The 16,398-nt window shown below is 73.0% G+C and carries 16 protein-coding genes and 1 pseudogene; 8 read left to right on the top strand and 9 right to left on the bottom strand.

Annotation, left to right across the window (positions count from 1 at the left end):
• Positions 1 to 42: 42 nt before the first annotated feature.
• Together ABZ567_RS26685 and ABZ567_RS26680 are read right to left on the bottom strand one after the other, a co-directional pair.
• On the bottom strand, positions 43 to 522 hold the full coding sequence (locus ABZ567_RS26685) for a GNAT family N-acetyltransferase (RefSeq protein ID WP_360794236.1): 480 nt from the start codon (positions 520 to 522) through the stop codon (positions 43 to 45).
• 134 nt (positions 523 to 656) lie between these two features.
• Positions 657 to 1,415, bottom strand: coding sequence for a phosphoglyceromutase (locus ABZ567_RS26680; RefSeq protein WP_360794234.1), 759 nt, complete (start codon positions 1,413 to 1,415; stop codon positions 657 to 659).
• A gap of 125 nt (positions 1,416 to 1,540) precedes the next feature.
• Here ABZ567_RS26680 and ABZ567_RS26675 point away from each other — a divergent pair, with 125 nt between their 5' ends.
• Complete coding sequence (locus ABZ567_RS26675; RefSeq protein ID WP_360794232.1) at positions 1,541 to 2,863, top strand: MFS transporter; 1,323 nt, start codon at positions 1,541 to 1,543, stop codon at positions 2,861 to 2,863.
• 33 nt (positions 2,864 to 2,896) lie between these two features.
• Here ABZ567_RS26675 and ABZ567_RS26670 read toward each other — a convergent pair whose 3' ends face one another.
• On the bottom strand, positions 2,897 to 3,412 hold the full coding sequence (locus tag ABZ567_RS26670; protein ID WP_360794230.1) for a YbjN domain-containing protein: 516 nt from the start codon (positions 3,410 to 3,412) through the stop codon (positions 2,897 to 2,899).
• Entirely contained in the window at positions 3,405 to 4,772 is a 1,368-nt protein-coding gene (gene mshA, locus ABZ567_RS26665) for a D-inositol-3-phosphate glycosyltransferase (RefSeq protein WP_360794228.1), read from the bottom strand. The genes ABZ567_RS26670 and mshA overlap by 8 nt, the downstream gene beginning before the upstream one ends.
• A 353-nt stretch (positions 4,773 to 5,125) precedes the next feature.
• Between mshA and ABZ567_RS26660 the strand changes: the two genes are divergently transcribed.
• From ABZ567_RS26660 to ABZ567_RS26650, 3 genes are all read left to right on the top strand, one after another.
• The gene (locus ABZ567_RS26660) at positions 5,126 to 5,920 is read left to right on the top strand and encodes a class I SAM-dependent methyltransferase (protein ID WP_360794226.1); all 795 of its coding nucleotides are present in this window, start codon (positions 5,126 to 5,128) and stop codon (positions 5,918 to 5,920) included.
• 244 nt (positions 5,921 to 6,164) lie between these two features.
• Positions 6,165 to 7,214, top strand: a complete 1,050-nt coding sequence (locus tag ABZ567_RS26655) for an NlpC/P60 family protein (RefSeq protein ID WP_360794224.1) — start codon at positions 6,165 to 6,167, stop codon at positions 7,212 to 7,214.
• A 494-nt stretch (positions 7,215 to 7,708) separates the two neighbouring features.
• Positions 7,709 to 8,944, top strand: a complete 1,236-nt coding sequence (locus tag ABZ567_RS26650; RefSeq protein ID WP_360794222.1) for a fused response regulator/phosphatase — start codon at positions 7,709 to 7,711, stop codon at positions 8,942 to 8,944.
• Between the two features lie 44 nt (positions 8,945 to 8,988).
• On the opposite strand, the gene ABZ567_RS26645 is transcribed toward ABZ567_RS26650, so the two are convergent.
• The 3 genes from ABZ567_RS26645 to ABZ567_RS26635 form a co-directional block, all read right to left on the bottom strand.
• On the bottom strand, positions 8,989 to 9,336 hold the full coding sequence (locus ABZ567_RS26645) for a DUF2516 family protein (RefSeq protein ID WP_360794220.1): 348 nt from the start codon (positions 9,334 to 9,336) through the stop codon (positions 8,989 to 8,991).
• 89 nt (positions 9,337 to 9,425) lie between these two features.
• Positions 9,426 to 10,019 carry a hypothetical protein gene (locus tag ABZ567_RS26640; RefSeq protein ID WP_360794218.1) on the bottom strand — a complete coding sequence of 198 codons (594 nt, stop codon included), beginning with the start codon at positions 10,017 to 10,019 and terminating at the stop codon, positions 9,426 to 9,428.
• 35 nt (positions 10,020 to 10,054) lie between these two features.
• On the bottom strand, positions 10,055 to 10,573 hold the full coding sequence (locus ABZ567_RS26635) for a helix-turn-helix transcriptional regulator (RefSeq protein WP_360794216.1): 519 nt from the start codon (positions 10,571 to 10,573) through the stop codon (positions 10,055 to 10,057).
• Positions 10,574 to 10,691: 118 nt separating this feature from the next.
• Here ABZ567_RS26635 and ABZ567_RS26630 point away from each other — a divergent pair, with 118 nt between their 5' ends.
• From ABZ567_RS26630 to ABZ567_RS26620, 3 genes are all read left to right on the top strand, one after another.
• Complete coding sequence (locus ABZ567_RS26630; protein ID WP_360794214.1) at positions 10,692 to 11,075, top strand: hypothetical protein; 384 nt, start codon at positions 10,692 to 10,694, stop codon at positions 11,073 to 11,075.
• Entirely contained in the window at positions 11,057 to 11,422 is a 366-nt protein-coding gene (locus ABZ567_RS26625) for a DinB family protein (RefSeq protein WP_360794212.1), read from the top strand. Before ABZ567_RS26630 ends, ABZ567_RS26625 begins: the two co-directional genes overlap by 19 nt.
• A 153-nt stretch (positions 11,423 to 11,575) precedes the next feature.
• A complete protein-coding gene (locus tag ABZ567_RS26620) occupies positions 11,576 to 12,061 on the top strand; it encodes a MarR family winged helix-turn-helix transcriptional regulator (RefSeq protein WP_360794210.1) in 486 nt (161 codons plus the stop codon).
• 851 nt (positions 12,062 to 12,912) lie between these two features.
• On the opposite strand, the pseudogene ABZ567_RS26615 reads toward ABZ567_RS26620, so the two are convergent.
• Positions 12,913 to 13,629 (bottom strand): annotated as a pseudogene (locus ABZ567_RS26615) (serine/threonine-protein kinase); the annotation flags it as partial.
• Between the two features lie 275 nt (positions 13,630 to 13,904).
• Here ABZ567_RS26615 and ABZ567_RS26610 point away from each other — a divergent pair.
• Positions 13,905 to 15,383 carry an MFS transporter gene (locus tag ABZ567_RS26610; RefSeq protein ID WP_360794208.1) on the top strand — a complete coding sequence of 493 codons (1,479 nt, stop codon included), beginning with the start codon at positions 13,905 to 13,907 and terminating at the stop codon, positions 15,381 to 15,383.
• 177 nt (positions 15,384 to 15,560) lie between these two features.
• Here the strand turns inward: ABZ567_RS26610 and ABZ567_RS26605 are convergent, their stop codons facing one another.
• Complete coding sequence (locus tag ABZ567_RS26605; protein ID WP_360794206.1) at positions 15,561 to 16,295, bottom strand: TetR/AcrR family transcriptional regulator C-terminal domain-containing protein; 735 nt, start codon at positions 16,293 to 16,295, stop codon at positions 15,561 to 15,563.
• Positions 16,296 to 16,398 lie beyond the last annotated feature (103 nt).

The raw sequence follows: 16,398 nt of genomic DNA, 5'->3' as shown, positions 1-16,398 counted from the left end.
CCGCCCCCACTCCCCCTGCTTCCCCCCGCTTCCCCCTGCGTCTCAGACGTCGAGTACGCCGACGGTCTCGCCGCCGCTGACCTCGCCGGTCGTACGGAAGCCGAGTCGGCGGTAGAAGGCGCCGGGGCCGTTCTCGCCCGGCTCCCACGTCACGTACATCTGCGGTGTTCCGCGCCGCCGGAGCTCGTCGCGTACGGAGTCGACGGCGAACCGGCCGTACCCCTTGCCCTGGGCGTCGGCGGAGATGTTGAGGCGCCAGAGTCCGCTGCGGCGGTCGGCGGGGTCCTTCTCCTCGTCCCAGGGGAGGTCGATGAAGGCCATCAGGAAGCCGACGAGCGTGTCGCCGTCGAAGACGAGGCGCGGCCAGGCGCCCTCCCCGAAGGCGTACGCCTGGGCGAGGGACCGCACGACGGGGGCGACGTTGCGCTCCTGGTGGGGGTGGACGCGCAGGGCGACGGCGGCGTCGACGTTGGCGGGGGTGACCCGCTCCAGGCGCAGCGAGGTGCTGTGGGGGGTGCTCATGGCCTGGACGGTAACGCCTCCACGGGATGGCCGCGGCGGATTGTCGGACCCGGGCCCGGGGGCTGCCCCGGCACGGCACAAGGCCCCCACCGGCGTGAACTTCCGCGGGCAGGGGCCTTGAGGGTGCGTCAGGGTTACTTCTTGCCCTGGTTCTTCACGGCCTCGATGGCCGCGGCGGCCGCGTCCGGGTCGAGGTAGGTGCCGCCCGGGTTGAGCGGCTTGAAGTTCTCGTCGAGCTCGTAGGACAGGGGGATGCCCGTCGGGATGTTGAGGCCCGCGATGGCCGCGTCCGAGACGCCGTCGAGGTGCTTGACCAGGGCACGGAGGCTGTTGCCGTGGGCGGCGACCAGGACCGTGCGGCCGGTGAGGAGGTCCGGGACGATGGCGTCGTACCAGTAGGGGAGCATCCGCTCGACGACGTCCTTGAGGCACTCGGTCCGCGGGCGCAGCTCCGGCGGGATCGTCGCGTAACGGGCGTCGCGCGCCTGCGAGTACTCGTTGTCGTCGGACAGGACCGGCGGCGGGGTGTCGTACGAGCGGCGCCACAGCATGAACTGCTCCTCGCCGAACTCGGCGAGCGTCTGCGCCTTGTCCTTGCCCTGGAGGGCGCCGTAGTGGCGCTCGTTGAGGCGCCAGGAGCGGTGGACCGGGATCCAGTGGCGGTCCGCGGACTCCAGCGCGAGCTGTGCCGTGCGGATGGCGCGCTTCTGGAGGGAGGTGTGGAGCACGTCGGGCAGCAGGCCGGCGTCCTTGAGCAGCTCGCCGCCGCGCGTCGCCTCCTTCTCGCCCTTGGCGGTGAGGTTCACGTCCACCCAACCGGTGAACAGATTCTTCTCGTTCCACTCGCTCTCGCCGTGGCGGAGGAGGATCAGCTTGTACGGTGCGTCGGCCATGCGTACGAGCCTAATCGACCTCTGACGATTGACGCGCGTCGTCAATTGGCTGGCGTCCGACGGGTGAGATACGTAAGTTACGGAAGCCAGAAGCAGGGCTTACGTACAGCAGGGGGCGGCCTCACATGTCCATCGACTCGCTCAGACGATCGGCGCGGGCGACGGTCTCCGGACTCCCCCAGGGCTTCTGGTGGCTCTGGCTGTCGACCCTGGTCAACAGGACCGGTGCTTTCGTCCTCACGTTCCTCTCGCTCTACCTGACGGTGGAGCTCGGGCACTCCGCCTGGTTCGCCGGGCTCGTCGTCGCCCTCCACGGCCTCGGCGGCGTCGCCGGTTCGCCGCTGGGCGGCGCGCTCACCGACCGCTGGGGCCGGCGCCCCACCATGGTCACCATGCACCTCGGCGCCGCCGCCTGCGCCGCCGCCCTCGCCGTCGTCACCAGCGCCTGGGCCATCGCCGTCGTCGTCCTCCTCATGGGCGTCGCCATGCAGGCCGTCCGCCCCTCCATCAACGCCACCATCGCCGACATGGTCCCCGCCCACGACGTGCGCAGGGCCTACGCCCTCAACTACTGGGCCCTCAACCTCGGCTTCGCCATCGCCTCCATCGGCGGCGGCGCCGCGATCTTCCTCGGCTACCGCACCCTCTTCGTCGTCGACGCCGTCGCCACCGTGCTGTGCGCCGTCATCGTCTTCCTGCGGCTCCCCGAGACCCGGCCCGAGGCGCGCGTCGACACGGCGGGCGAGCCGGTCGTCGAGGCCGAGGTCAGCATGTTCACCGTGCTGCGCGACGCCCCTTTCCGCACCCTCGTCCTGCTCAACCTGCTGGTCTGCGTCGTCTTCACCGCCCCCTGGATCGGCCTGCCCCTCACCATGGCGGGCCAGGGCCTCTCCCCCTCCTCCTACGGCGTCGTCATCGCCGTCAACGGCATCGTGATCGTCGGCTTCCAGCTGCTCGTCAACAGGCTGACCGAGAAGCACTCACCGGTCCTCCTGCTGAGCCTCTCCTCTCTCCTGTTCGCCGTCGGCACCGGCGCCACCGCCCTCGCCGGCTCCTCCGTGGCCTTCGCCGTGACCGTGGTCGTCTGGACCGTCGGCGAGATGATCCACGTCCCGACGAACGCCGCCGCCACCGCGCGCCTCGCCCCCGAGCACGCGCGGGGCCGCTACCAGGGCGTGATGGGCATGTCCTGGGCCGTCGCCGGTTTCGTCGCCCCCATCGCGGCCGGTGCGATCGTCGACGGCCCCGGCCCAGGCGTCCTGTGGGCGGCGACGGCCGCGATCGGCGTCCTCGCCGCCGTCGGCTACCTCACCCGCCTGCGCACCGCTCTCACGGACGACGACCACGCCGCCGACGACTCCTACGGCGCGGACAAGGCGGACGACATCGACCCGGCGGTGGCCGCTCCCACCGTCACCCCGAAGGACCAGGACACCGTCAACGCCTGAACTCCCGCCGCGCCTCGTACGGGTACGGCGTGATCAGTCAGTCGGCCCGTCGCCGTCGGACTTCCGCGTCAGGTTCCTGAACGCGTCGAGGTTCCGGGTCGACTCGCCGCGCGAGACCCGCCACTCGTACTCGCGGCGGATCGCCGACGCGAACCCGAGCTCCAGGAGCGTGTTGAAGTCGCCGTCCGCGGCTTCGAGGACCGAGCCGAGCAGCCGGTCCAGTTCCTCGGGAGTGACGGCGGACAGCGGCAGCTTGCCGGCCAGATAGACGTCACCGAGGCCGTCGACCGCGTAACTCACCCCGTACAGCTTGAGGTTGCGTTCGAGGAGCCAGCGGTGGACGCCCGCCTCGTTCTCGTCGGGGTGGCGGATGACGAAGGCGTTGAGCGAGAGCGAGTGACGGCCCGCGCGCAGCGACAGCGTCGTGAACAGTTTGCGTGTGCCGGGGAGTTTGACCACGTACGAGCCCGGTTCCGGGGACTCCCACTCCAGTTCCGCGTCCTTGAACGTGTCCTCGACGATCCGCCGGACGTCTTCAGCCTCAGCCATGGGGGGAGCGTACGCGACGGCGGTTCTCGCGCAGCCGATGGTCGTGCATGGCCGCCGTGTACACGTCCGCCGTCCCCGACGCGGCCGTGTCCCAGCCGAAGGAGCCGGCGTGCCGGGCCGCCGCCGCGCCCATCCGGTCGGACAGGGACGGGTCCGCCACGAACCGGCCCAGCGCGCGGGCGTAGTCCGCCGGATCGTGCCCCCGCACGAGGAAACCGGTCACGTCGTCCCGTACGGCGACGGGCAGGCCGCCGACCGCCGCCGCGACGACCGGGGTGCCGGCCGCCTGCGCCTCGATCGCCACCAGGCCGAAGGACTCGCTGTACGAGGGCATGACGAGGACGCTCGCCGCGCGGAACCAGTCGGCGAGCCGGTCCTGGCCCACCGGCGGGTGGAAGCGCACGAGGTCCGCGATGCCGAGCCGCGCGGCCAGCTTGTGCAGCCCCTCCGGCTTCGCGAGGCCGCTGCCGCTCGGCCCGCCGACCACCGGCACGATCATGCGCGAGCGCAGCGAGGGGTCCTGTTCCAGGAGCACCGCGGCGGCCCGCAGCAGGATGTCCGGGGCCTTCAGCGGCTGTATGCGGCCGGCGAAGACCGGGATGAAGGCGTCCTGCGGCAGCCCGAGCCGGGCCCGGGCGGCGGCGCGACCGTCGGCGGGACGGAAGTGGTCGAGGTTGACGCCGGGGTGCACAACCGCGATCTTGCCGGGGTCGGCCTCGTAGAACCGGGCCAGCTCGTCGGCCTCCTCGGCCGTGTTCGCGATCAGCCGGTCGGCCGCGGAGACGATCTGCGTCTCGCCGATCACCCGGGCCGCGGGCTCGGGCGTGTCGCCCTCGGCGAGCGCCGCGTTCTTGACCTTCGCCATGGTGTGCATGGCGTGGACGAGCGGCACGCCCCAGCGCTCGGCGGCGAGCCAGCCGACGTGTCCGGAGAGCCAGTAGTGGGAGTGGACGAGGTCGTAGTGGCCCGGACGGTGGCCCGCCCACGCCCGCATCACGCCGTGCGTGAAGGCGCAGAGCTGGGCCGGCAGCTCCTCCTTGGCCAGACCCTCGTACGGGCCGGCGTCCACGTGCCGTACGAGCACGCCGGGGGTCAGCTCCACGACCGGGGGGAGACCGCCCGTCGTGGCCCGGGTGAAGATCTCCACCTCGATGTCGATGGCGGCGAGACGTTTCGCCAGTTCGACGATGTAGACGTTCATGCCGCCCGCGTCCCCGGTGCCCGGCTGGTGCAGCGGGGACGTGTGGACGCTGAGCATGGCCACGCGGCGGGGGGTCCGGTTCCGGCCGGGGAGCCGGAGCCTGGATGGTGCCGGGTGCCGGTGCCGGGTACCGGCGAACCGGGACACGTACTGGCTCACGTCGGCGGTCCTTCCGCTGGGGGGCCTGGGTCGGGCATGGCACGCCGGAGGGCGCGGTCCGTCCTTCAGCCGCCACAACACCGGAATGGCACCTTTCATTTCCGGTGGGTGGGGCGCTTTGCCAAGTCATTACCGGCGGGGGGCTCGGGGCCGGGCGACCGCGGGGCAGGGGGCGGCCGCCCCAGGACTGGCCTCGCAGTGGGCGCCCCCCCCACGCCCAGCCCCGCGGTCGGCGCCCTCGCGCAGGGGCACCCCGGGCCCCGGCCTCCCGGTCGGCGCCCGTGCGCAGGACCGGCCGCTCCGGGCCCCGGCCTCCCCGTCGGCGCCCCCGCGGCCTCCTCTACGCTCATGACATGGCCCCGCGCACCACCCGCCCCGTCGGCACCCCGACCCGTGGGACCACCAACCCCAACCGGCTGCGCCGCATGGACCGCTGGATCGCCGCCGTCCACGGACCCGCCCTGCGCCGCTCCCCCGAACCGCCCGTCGCCGTGGACCTCGGGTACGGGGCCGCCCCCTGGACCGCCGTCGAACTCCTCGCCCGGCTGCGCACCGCCGACCCCCGCACCCGCCTGTACGGCATCGAGATCGAACCCGCCCGCGTCGAGGCCGCGAAGCCGTACGAGCACGAGGGCCTCTCCTTCCTGCACGGCGGCTTCGAGGTGCCGGTGCCCGGCCGCGCGTCCCTGATCCGGGTGGCGAACGTGCTGCGCCAGTACGACGAGGAGCAGGTCGCGGCCGTGTGGCGGCGGCTGTGCGAGCGGCTGGCGCCCGGCGGGCTGCTCGTGGAGGGCACCTGCGACGAGATCGGCCGCCGGCACGTGTGGGTGGCGCTCGACCGGAGCGGGCCGCGCACGGTGACCTTCGCGACCCGGCTCGGTTCGCTGGACCGCCCGTCGGACCTGGCGGAGCGCCTGCCGAAGGCACTGATCCACCGCAACGTGCCGGGCGAGCCGGTGCACGCGTTCCTGCGGGACTTCGACCGGGCGTGGGCGGCGGCCGCCCCGTACGGCTCGCTCGGCGCGCGGCAGCGGTGGATCCGCTCCGTCCGCGACCTGGCGGCGGACTGGCCGCTGACGGACGGTCCCCGGCGGTGGCGCCAGGGCGAGGTGACGGTGCGGTGGGAGGCGCTGGCGCCGCGGGAGTGAGGGCCGGCGGATCGGGTGACCAAGGGCACGGGGTGACGCGGTTCCGGGAGCCTTTCCCCAACTCCCGCTGAATTTCCGTTCCACCGGGAACGCCCCGCCCGCCTCACCCGTCCCAAGGAGGGGGAGGAGGCCCGACGGGCCCCGGTTTCCCCTGTTACTTTCCGGTCTCACATGGCACTATCGCCATCGTTGACATCACGTTACTGACGGTAAATCAGATGTGGCCGTCCAAAAGGGGTAGCCAGTGAACCGACGCCGCCACGCCACCGCCGCGATCACCATGATCTGCGCCTTGACCGTGCTGGCCTCTCCCGCACTGACCCTCCAGGCCGCCGCCGCTCCCCTCCCTCCTCCGCCGCCGAAGAAGAGCCTGGAGCAGGTACGCCAGGAGATCGACGCCCTGTACCGGCAGGCCGCCGTCGCCACCGACGCGTACAACCTCGCGGAGGAGAAGACCGAGGAGCAGTCCGCCGAGATCGTCCGGGTCGCCCGGATGATCGTGGAGGGCCGCGCGAAGATCGAGGCGCTCAAGGCCAGGGCCGGCGCCTCCGCCCGTGCCCAGTACCGCAACGGCGGGCTTCCCGACGGCGCGCAGCTCGTCCTCACCGACGACCCGCAGCTCTTCCTCGACGCGGCGGGACGGCTCAAGGCCGGAGCGAAGGCCACCACCGACCTCCTCGGCGAGATGAACCGCACCCAGGCCCAGTTGGACGTCTACGCCGAGGACGCGGGCGCCAACTGGACCAAGCTGGAGGCCCACCGCATCCGGCAGGCCCAGGCGAAGAAGCAGATCGACGAGAAGATCGCCGCCGCGAAGAAGCTGGAGTCAGAACTCGCCGCCGAGGAGCGGGTGCGGCTGCGGCGCCTCGAGGAGCAGGAGCGGCAGCGGGCCCAGACGACCTGGCTCGGCACCGGTGTCCTCACCGGCCTGACGGCCGACGCGACGCCGGACGCCGCGAAGGCGATCGCGTTCGCGACGGCCCAGATCGGCAAGCCGTACGTGTGGGGGGCGGAGGGACCGGGGTCGTACGACTGCTCGGGGCTGACCCAGAGCGCCTGGGGCGCGGCCGGCCGGCCGATCCCGCGCACCTCGCAGGAGCAGTGGCGCCTGCTGCCGCGCGTGGCCGTCGAGGACATGCAGCCGGGTGACCTGATCGTCTACTTCGCGGACGCGAGCCACATCGGGATGTACGTCGGGAACGGCACGATGGTGCACGCCCCCCGCCCGGGACGGGACGTGACGCTGGCGGGAGCGGGCTCGATGGAGATCTTGGGAGTCGTACGCCCGGCCTGAACCGAAGCGGACCGGCGCCTGCGACCCGGGGCGACCCGGGGTGACCGTGCGGCGCCCCAGGCGACCGCGTGGCAACCGTGTGGCACCCCGAGGCGACCGCGTGGCGACCGGGGGGCGACCATGCGGCGCCCCAACGCGACCGCGTGACGCCTGGAGGCAAGGGCGTGGCGCCCGGAGGCGACCCCCGTGGCCCTCCGGACGGCGGACCGCCACCCCCCGCGTGACCTTTCTCATTGCCGCCGACGCCCTCCCGCACGGCGTACGGCGGCAAGTACCTCCCCTTCCGCGGCATATGCCAATCCCGCCACGGTCGCTCTCCCCCTGACCACCATTCCGCTGCGCACCGCCCTACCGCTAGGGTCCGGGACGGGCGGGACGCCACCCGGCGCCCCGCGCACCCTCGGGGGGAGAGAAGGAAGACCGGACCGATGCCCGTATCGCTACCGCGTCAGAGAGTCGTCTCTGCAGCTGCGGGACCCGGCGAGGCCACCCCCATGGACGCCACCGCTATGACAGGCACAGTCACAGGTACCGACCGCACCGATCTCACTCTCCTGGTCGTCGAGGACGACCCGGCGGGTGCCCTCGCCGTACCCCGGCTCCTCGACGCGGCCGACGCCTTCGGCACCCGGGTCCGCATCCGTACCGCCCGCAACCTCACCGAGGCCGAGCGGCTCCTCACCGACGACGTCCACTGCGTCCTCGTCGACCTCTCCCTGCCCGGCCCCCGCGCCGCCGCGGGCGACGACCCGCTCGCCCCGCTCCGGCACATCCTGCGCCTCGCCCCGCGCCACGCCGTCCTCGCCCTCGCGGCGTCCGCCGACGCGGAGCTGGCGGCCGAAGCGGTACGGGTCGGGGCCCAGGACCACCTCTTCCGCGAGGAACTCGACGGGCGGCTGCTCAGCCGGGCCATCCGGTACGCCGTGGAACGCAAGCGGGCCGACGCCGTCCAGGTGAAGCTGGCCGAGTCGCGGCTGCGGGCCCAGGAGAACGCCCGCCTGGAGCGCGGACTGCTCCCCACGCCCCTCCTGGAGGGCTCCGACCTGCGGTTCGCGGCGCACTACCGGCCCGGCCGCTCCCGCGCCCTGCTCGGCGGCGACTTCTACGACACGGTGCGTACGCCCGACGGCACCGTCCACGCCATGATCGGCGACGTCTGCGGACACGGCCCCGACGAGGCCGCCCTCGGCGTCGAGCTGCGCATCGCGTGGCGGGCCCTGACCTTCGCGGGGCTGTGCGGGGACGAGCTGCTCTCGACGATGCAGCAGGTCCTGGAGCACGAGCGGGAGAGCGACGAGATCTTCGCGACCCTCTGCACCGTCGACATCGCGCCCGACGGACGCCGGGCCGGCATGTGCCTGGCCGGCCACCCGTCGCCCCTGATCGCCCGGCAGGGACGGGCGGCACGACTGCTCCCGTACGAGGACGGCGGCCCGGCCCTCGGTCTGCTGCCGCGCGCCCGCTGGCCACGGCGGCAGGTCGAGCTGGGCGGGGCGTGGAGCCTGCTCATGTATACGGACGGTCTGATCGAGGGCCGCTCGGCGGGGCCCGGCTCGCCGCGCCTCGGTCAGGACGGGATGGTCGGGATGATCAACCGGCAGCTTGCCGCGGGCCTGCGGGGCGAGGAGCTCCTGGAGGCGGCGGTCACGGAGGTCCGGTCGCTGAACGGCGGCGAGCTGACGGACGACGTCGCGGTCCTGGCCCTGGAACGGGACAGGACCCGGGGATAGCCCCGGGCCCCGCACCTGCGTTTTCCGCTGGACTTCCGTGGTCGCTACCGACCGCCGTTGTACGGGCCGTACGGTCCGTCGCTGCTGGAGCCGCCGCCGCGGCGGCCGCCGCGGCCTCCGCCGGAGACCTGCGCGAGCGCGGGGCGTACGTCCACCATGAAGACGATGGCGGCGATCACGCCGGCGATCTGCAGGAACAGCATCGGCAGCAGCAGGTTCACGACGAGGTTGATGCCCAGGATGATCAGCCAGAACCTCTTCGTCTGCTTCTCGGCGGCGCGGTACGCGTCCTCGCGCGCCATGGCGGCGAAGACGAGCGCGGCGACGGCGAAGCCGGTGAAGAGGAGAAAGACCACCAGGGAGAGAAGGGAGTCGAATCCCGCGCGCAACATGCTGAGCACCGCCTAGAGAAGAGGGGAAGAGCGCCTCGCGGTCAAGGTACCCGCTCCGACGCCTTGGATACCCGTATCAGTGCCCGGTCCTACTTCTCGTCGGCGGCGACGGGCGCCTTCTTGGCGGAGGCCTTACGGGTGGCGGGCTTCCTGACGGTCGCCTTCGAGGCCGAGTCGGTGTCGGTGTCGGCGGCGTCCGCGACCGACGCGTCGGCCCTGTCCCCGGCCCTGTCCTCGTCGGCCTTCTCGTCCGGCTCGACGACGACGGCGATCTCGACGATCTCCTCGGCGACCCCGCCCCGCCAGGCCTTGACGGCCTCCTCGCCGTGGGCGGCGACCTCCTCGTACCTCTCCCGGGCCTTGACCGCGTACTCGGCGGCGACGCCGACGCCGCGCATGGCGAGGTCCTGGGCCGTCTCACCGAGCTTCTTGAGGTCGGTGTCGAGACCGCCGACGACATCGGCGAACCTCGACTGCACGGTGGCCTGGGCCTCCTTGGCCTGGGCGGCCACCTTCTCCTGCACGACCTTGGGATCGGTCTTCCGTACGGCCTCGATCCGGGCGGGGGCCTCGGCGGCGATCTGCTCGATCAGGCCGGGGACCTTCTTGGCCTGCTGCACGGCGAGGTCGGCGGTGCCGGCGGCGAAGTAGAGAGGGGTACGCAGTTCGTCGATGATGGGCATGCTGGTGGTCCTCCCGGATATGACGTACGGGCGAGCTACTTCAGGGGCGTTTCGGCATCGGGCGCGTCGGTGGACGACCCGGGGGCCGCGTCGGCGGCCGGCCCGGGGGCCTCGTCGGCGTGGGCGTCGGCTGCTGCGGCGGCAGCGGCGTGTGCTGCGGCGGCCTCCGCGTCGGTTGTCGCGGCAGCGTGTGCTGCGGCGGCTGCCTCGGCGGCGTTCTCCTTGCGGAAGGAGTCGTAGATCTGGAGCAGCACCTGCTTCTGCCGCTCGTTGATCGAGGGATCGGCCAGGATGACGGCGCGCGTCTCCAGCTCGTCCCGCTCCTTCTCGTCGAGGATCCCGGCCCGTACGTAGAGCGTCTCGGCGGAGATCCGCAGGGCCTTCGCGACCTGCTGCAACACCTCGGCGCTCGGCTTCCGCAGCCCGCGCTCGATCTGACTCAGGTACGGATTCGACACCCCGGCGGCGTCGGCGAGCTGCCGCAGGGACAACTGTGCGGTCCTCCGCTGCTCACGGAGGTACTCACCGAGATTGCCGACGTTGAGCGATGCCATGCCCCGACCATGCCAGCCTTTGCTAACTATTGCAAGCAGCCGCTTGCAGGAGTCGCCCCTCCCTGAGGCCCTGCCGCGCCGTGCCAGCATGGGGCCGACGCCGACGGGGAGGCCACACATGCCGGTGGAACGCGCAGGGCGGGACAAGGACATGCCGTACACGGAGAAGGGCGGCGCGGCGGTACGCGTACCCGCGCCGGCCTCGGCCGACGAGGCCGGAGGGGCGGACGCGGTGAGCCCCCGGCGGCGCGCGGAGGTGCTCGACGAGACGGGCGCTACGGCGGGCGGGCGGCGCGCGGAGGTGCTCGACGAGACGGGTGGTGCGGCGGGTCGGCGGCGTTTCTCCGGGTCCGCGACCGGGGACGAGCGGGAGATGCTCGTCGGGTGCCTGGCGGACCAGCGCGCGACCCTGGTCCTGAAGTGCGCGGCCTGGAGGGGGCGCGGGCGGCGGAGTTGGGCCGGCGGGCGGTCGAGCCGTCCACCTTGTCGCTGCTCGGCCTGATCCGGCACCTCACCGACGTCGAACGCCGCTGGTTCGGGCAGGTCCTGGCCGGCCGGGACGACGCCGGTCCGCTCTGGTCCTCCGCCGATGACCCGGACGGCGACTTCGACGGCGCCGCACCGGACCCCGCGAACATCGGGGCCGCCTGGGAGGCCTGGCGTACGGCGGTGGACTTCGCCGACCGCTTCACGACCGAGGCCCCGGACCTCGACGTCTCGGGCCACGACGGCTGGCGTGGCACGGTGTCCCTCCGCTGGGTCCTGATCCACATGATCGAGGAGTACGCCCGCCACAACGGCCACGCGGACCTCCTCCGCGAACGGATCGACGGCACCCGGGGCCTGTGACGCTCCCACCACGGGAGGCGCTTCTCACCCCGCCCAGGCGGCGAGCGCCTCGTAGTCCGGCTCCGTGAGCCCGCGCTCGGGATCCGTCGCACCCACCCAACCATCCGCTTCCCGATAATCCGTGACGGATCGATTTTCGTTATCCTGGCCGGTATGACTGCCATGGCGCCCACCCGCACCGAGCCCGACCTCTCCTACCTCCTCGACCACACCAGTCACGTCCTGCGGACCCGGATGGCCGCCGAGCTCGGTGCGATCGGGCTCACCCCCCGGATGCACTGTGTCCTCGTCCACGCCCTGGAGGAGGAGCGCACCCAGGCGCAGCTCGCGGAGATCGGCGACATGGACAAGACGACCATGGTGGTCACCGTCGACGCCCTGGAGAAGGCCGGGCTCGCCGAGCGCAGGCCGTCGAGCATCGACCGTCGGGCGCGGATCATCGCCGTGACCGAGGCGGGGGCGAAGGTCGCCCGGGAGAGCCAGAAGATCGTCGACGGCGTCCATCAGGGAGCCCTCTCCTCCCTCCCGGACACCGAGCGGACCGTCCTCCTGCGCGCCCTGAACCAGCTGGTCACCGGGCATCTGGAGACCCCCGTCGAGGGCCCGAGGACGACCCGCCGGGCGCGGCAGCGCGGCTAGGGGGTCCCCGAGGGCGTCCCTGTCGACGTCCCCGAGGTCGCGATCGGCCTGCGCAGGTCGTCGCGTATCCGGGCGGTCGTCGCCGCCGCCAGTTCGAGTGCGCTGCTCGGGGTGAACGCGACCGCGACGGTGGTGTTGGCGTCACCCCAGCCGCACACGGTCTCCTGCTCCACCGTCGTACAGCGGAACTCGACGTCCGAGCCGGGGACGCGGATCGTTCTGGGCGGTTCGACGACGGTCTCGTTGCCCGTCACCGTCATGGCCCTGATCAGGGCGTCCCGATCCCCCTCCGGGTCCTTGTACCGACCGGAAGAGCCGTACACCTCCACCGTCCGGAACAGGGGAGGCGTGTCGTGGGCGGTGTTGGTGACGGTGTAGTCGGCGGTGAAGTGCGTGGAATCCCTCTGGCTCTCGCTGTCCGGTTGCGGGACCGGAGGAAGGCGGTACTCGATGTCCCATCCGTACGCGCCCCCCACTATCGACTCGGCAATGACGAGCTCGTGCGTGGCCTTGGGGAAGGATTCGTCCGAGCCCGAGCCCGAGCCCGAGCCCGCCGACGCGTAGATGCCGTAGCCCGCACCCCCGAGCACGATCAGGGCTCCGGCCACGCCCGCGGCGAGGGTTCCCGCGCGGCTCCTCTCCGGCGGCGCGCCCACGGGCCGAGACCCGGCGGACGGCACGGCGGCGACGGTCTCGACGCCGGCGGTGTCCCGGTCGATCGGCGCGGCGGCCGACCCGGCGGTCGGCGTCGGCCCGGCAGGGGCGGGTGACACGGCCTGGGCGACAGGCAGCGTCGGCGGATGTGCGGCCGGATCCACAATCGCGTCCGGAACCCTGCCCGCCGCCGCGTCCGGCGCGAACACGTCCAGCAGCCCCCGGGGCGTCGGCCTGCTCGCCGGGTCCTTGGCCAGACAGGCGGCGACCACCGGCCGCATCGCCCGGGGCAGGGCGGACAGGTCCGGCGGCTCGTGCACCGCCCGGTACATCAGCGCCATCGGGGAGCCCTCCCCGAACGCCTGGCCACCGGCCGCCGCGACCAGCACCGCACCCAGCGCGAACACATCGGCGGGCCCGCCGACCTCGAGTCCCTGCGCCTGCTCGGGAGCCAGGAAGCCCGGCGTACCGAAGGCCGCTCCCGTGGAGGTCAGCCGGGTCGACTCCAGCGCCCGGGCGATGCCGAAGTCCAGCACTCGCGGACCGTCGTCGGCCATGATGATGTTGCCCGGCTTGAGGTCCCGGTGGATCAGGCCGCAGGCGTGGATGGCCTGGAGCGCTTCCGCCAGCGCCGCACCGAGCTGCCGCAGCGGGGCCTCGGCCATCGGCCCCCGGCGCGCGACCAGCCCGGACAGCGTCGGCCCCGCGATGTACGCGGTCGCAAGCCAGGGCGCCGCCGCGTCCGGGTCGGCGTCGACGACCTGTGCCGTATGGAACCCTCCGACCCTGCGGGCCGCGTCGACCTCGGCACGGAACCGGGCGCGGAAATGCGGGTCCACGGCCAGCTCGGGGCGGGCCACCTTCACGGCCACGGTACGTCCGCCCCGGGACCGCGCCAGGTACACCGTGCCCATGCCGCCCGCACCCAGCTCACGCTCCACGACGTAGTCACCGATGCGCTCCGGCAGGTCCACGCCCACGCCGTCCACCCCCAAGCCCCTTGCGGCACGCCCCCGTTGGAATGCCGTCGCACAGTATGGCCGACCCCCTCCGGGGCGCTCCCCTCGCGCCTCGCCGCCGAGCCGGGCCGCCTCGGTCCGTCCCCGCCCTTCGTTCCGTAAAAAATAGTCTGCAACAAAACCATCTGCTAGTGTCTTTCCTGCTGCCCCCTCGAACAGGAGTGACCCTCATGTCCGCGCCCCGCCCCGCCTCTCGCGCCACTTCCCGCCCCCTCGCCCCCCAGCTCGCTCTCGGCGTCCTCGCCACCGGCATGCTCATGACGGTCCTCGACGGCAGCATCGTCACCGTCGCGATGCCCGCCATCCAGAGTGACCTCGGGTTCACCCCCGTCGGCCTCAGCTGGGTCGTCAACGCCTACCTCATCGCCTTCGGCTCGCTCCTCCTCCTCGCCGGCCGCCTCGGCGACCTGATCGGCCGCAAGCGGATGTTCCTCGCGGGCACCGGGGTCTTCACCGCCGCCTCCCTGCTCGCCGGAGTCGCCACCTCCCCCGGCGTCCTCATCGCCGCCCGCTTCCTCCAGGGCGTCGGCAGCGCGATGTCCTCGGCCGTCGGCCTCGGCATCCTCATCACCCTCTTCACCGTGCCCCGCGAACGGGCCCGCGCCATCGCCGTGTTCAGCTTCACCGGCGCCGCCGGCGCCTCCCTCGGGCAGGTCCTCGGCGGTGTCCTCACCGACGCCCTCACCTGGAACTGGATCTTCTTCATCAACCTGCCCATCGGCATCGCCACCCTCCTCGTCGCCCTCCGTGCCCTCCCCTCCGACCGGGGTCTGGGGCTGAAGGCGGGCGCCGACGTCATCGGCGCGGCCCTCGTCACCACCGGGCTCATGACCGGGATCTACGCGGTCGTCAAGATCGAGGAGTACGGGGCCGGTTCGGCGCACACCCTCGGCCTCGGGGCCCTCGCGCTCGCCCTCCTGGCCGGGTTCCTCCTCCGTCAGGCCAAGACCGCGCACCCGCTCATGCCCCTGCGGATCCTCCGCTCCCGCAACGTCTCCGGCGCCAACGCCGTCCAGATGCTGATGGTCGCCGCGCTCTTCTCCTTCCAGATCCTCGTCGCCCTCTACCTGCAGAAGGTCCTCGGATACGGAGCCGCCGAGACCGGGCTCGCGATGCTGCCCGCCGCCGCCATCATCGGAGCCGTCTCGCTCGGCGTCTCGGCCCGCCTGATCGCCCGCTTCGGCGAGCGGAACGTCCTGCTCACCGGCCTCGTCCTGCTCGTCGGCGTCCTCGGCCTGCTGACCCGCGTCCCCGTCCACGCCTCGTACGTCACCGACCTGCTCCCCGTGATGCTGCTCGCCGCGGGCTTCGGCCTGGCGCTCCCCGCCCTCACCTCGCTCGCCATGTCGGGGGCCGAGGAGGCGGACGCGGGCCTCGCCTCCGGCCTCTTCAACACCACCCAGCAGATCGGCATGGGCCTGGGCGTCGCCGTCCTCTCCACCCTCGCCGCCACCCGGACCGAGTCCCTCACCGCGGCCGGGCGGCCCGCCGCGGAGGCCCTGACCGGCGGATACCGCCTGGCCTTCGGCGTCGGCGCCGGCCTCCTCGTCGCCGCCTTCGCCGTCGCCTTCACCGTCCTCCGCCGCCCGACCGGCCCGACACGAGCACCGGAACTGCCGGAGCCCGCGAAGGCACTGATCACCCACTGAGGAGCGCCACCCGCGAAGGAGTAGGCCCCTGAAGCGGCGGCGGGACCGATCGGCTCTCGCGGCGAGAACGCGCGCCCCGGGAGCCGATCGATCCCGTCGCCGACCCGCTCTGCCGCCGGACTCACCGCGTCGTACGGGGACCCGGCCGCGCGCCCGGCTGCGGCAGGCCGCGCGACGTCAGGAGGCGCGCCCCTCCACGAGCACCGCGACCCCGTCCAGGGTCCGGGCGAGCCCGAAGCGGAACTCCGCCTCCGGCTCGTCGGGCAGGTCCATCACACCCGAGTCCAGCAACCGCGCCACCTCCGGATACCGCTCCGGGTCGGCCAGCCGCCGCAGGGTGCGGGCGTACCGGGAGAGGACCTCCTCCGGGCTCGCGTCGCCCCCGGCGATGACGCTGCCGAGGTCGGCCATGACCAGGGCGTCGTTCCGGACGAAGCCGCCGAGCAGCATGGTCACCGAGATCTTGGCGCCCGCGTCGAGACCCGTGCCCGCGAGAGCGACGAGGGCCCGCTCCCACCAGGCGACCAGGTTCGGGGTCGCGGGCGGGCCCGACACGGGGAGCCGCAGCATCCAGAGGTGGCGGTGATAGACCTCGCGCAGCGCCCAAGCCCAGGCCTCCAGGGCCTCGCGCCAGCCGGTACCGGGCGGGAAGAGCGCGGGCGGGGCGCCGACGGCGGCCTCCTGCATGAGGACGTACAGCTCGCTCTTGGCGGAGACGTACCGGTAGAGCGACATCGTCGAGACGCCGAGCTCCTTGGCGACGCGGCCCATGGAGACGGCGCCGAGGCCTTCGGCGGCGGCGAGCGCGACGGCCGCTTCGACGATCCGGTCCAGGGTCAGGCCCGGCTTGGGCCCCTTCGACGGGCGTTCGCGCAGCCCCCAGGCGGCCTCGATGCTCGGCGGCAGAAACATCCCGCCGGCGCCACCCCGACCGCCGTCGCCGCCGCCGCGACCCCTGCCGCCCTCGCCGTCCGCCATAACCCGCCGCCTCCCGGCCACCTCACACGCTTGACGT

It is taken from the genome of Streptomyces sp. NPDC016459, assembly GCF_040632845.1.
In the GTDB taxonomy this organism is placed as follows: Bacteria; Actinomycetota; Actinomycetes; order Streptomycetales; family Streptomycetaceae; genus Streptomyces.
The sequence above is the reverse complement of the archived record's forward strand: the minus strand, read 5'-3'. Positions and strand labels throughout refer to the sequence as shown.

Excerpts from the sequence above, each read along its gene's own strand:
- ABZ567_RS26685 (WP_360794236.1), bottom strand. The coding sequence starts at position 522 with ATGAGCACCCCCCACAGCACCTCGCTGCGCCTGGAGCGGGTCACCCCC.
- ABZ567_RS26680 (WP_360794234.1), bottom strand. The coding sequence starts at position 1,415 with ATGGCCGACGCACCGTACAAGCTGATCCTCCTCCGCCACGGCGAGAGC.
- ABZ567_RS26675 (WP_360794232.1), top strand. The coding sequence starts at position 1,541 with ATGTCCATCGACTCGCTCAGACGATCGGCGCGGGCGACGGTCTCCGGA.
- ABZ567_RS26670 (WP_360794230.1), bottom strand. The coding sequence starts at position 3,412 with ATGGCTGAGGCTGAAGACGTCCGGCGGATCGTCGAGGACACGTTCAAG.
- ABZ567_RS26660 (WP_360794226.1), top strand. The coding sequence starts at position 5,126 with ATGGCCCCGCGCACCACCCGCCCCGTCGGCACCCCGACCCGTGGGACC.
- ABZ567_RS26650 (WP_360794222.1), top strand. The coding sequence starts at position 7,709 with ATGGACGCCACCGCTATGACAGGCACAGTCACAGGTACCGACCGCACC.
- ABZ567_RS26645 (WP_360794220.1), bottom strand. The coding sequence starts at position 9,336 with ATGTTGCGCGCGGGATTCGACTCCCTTCTCTCCCTGGTGGTCTTTCTC.
- ABZ567_RS26640 (WP_360794218.1), bottom strand. The coding sequence starts at position 10,019 with ATGCCCATCATCGACGAACTGCGTACCCCTCTCTACTTCGCCGCCGGC.
- ABZ567_RS26635 (WP_360794216.1), bottom strand. The coding sequence starts at position 10,573 with ATGGCATCGCTCAACGTCGGCAATCTCGGTGAGTACCTCCGTGAGCAG.
- ABZ567_RS26630 (WP_360794214.1), top strand. The coding sequence starts at position 10,692 with ATGCCGGTGGAACGCGCAGGGCGGGACAAGGACATGCCGTACACGGAG.
- ABZ567_RS26620 (WP_360794210.1), top strand. The coding sequence starts at position 11,576 with ATGACTGCCATGGCGCCCACCCGCACCGAGCCCGACCTCTCCTACCTC.
- ABZ567_RS26610 (WP_360794208.1), top strand. The coding sequence starts at position 13,905 with ATGTCCGCGCCCCGCCCCGCCTCTCGCGCCACTTCCCGCCCCCTCGCC.
- ABZ567_RS26605 (WP_360794206.1), bottom strand. The coding sequence starts at position 16,295 with ATGTTTCTGCCGCCGAGCATCGAGGCCGCCTGGGGGCTGCGCGAACGC.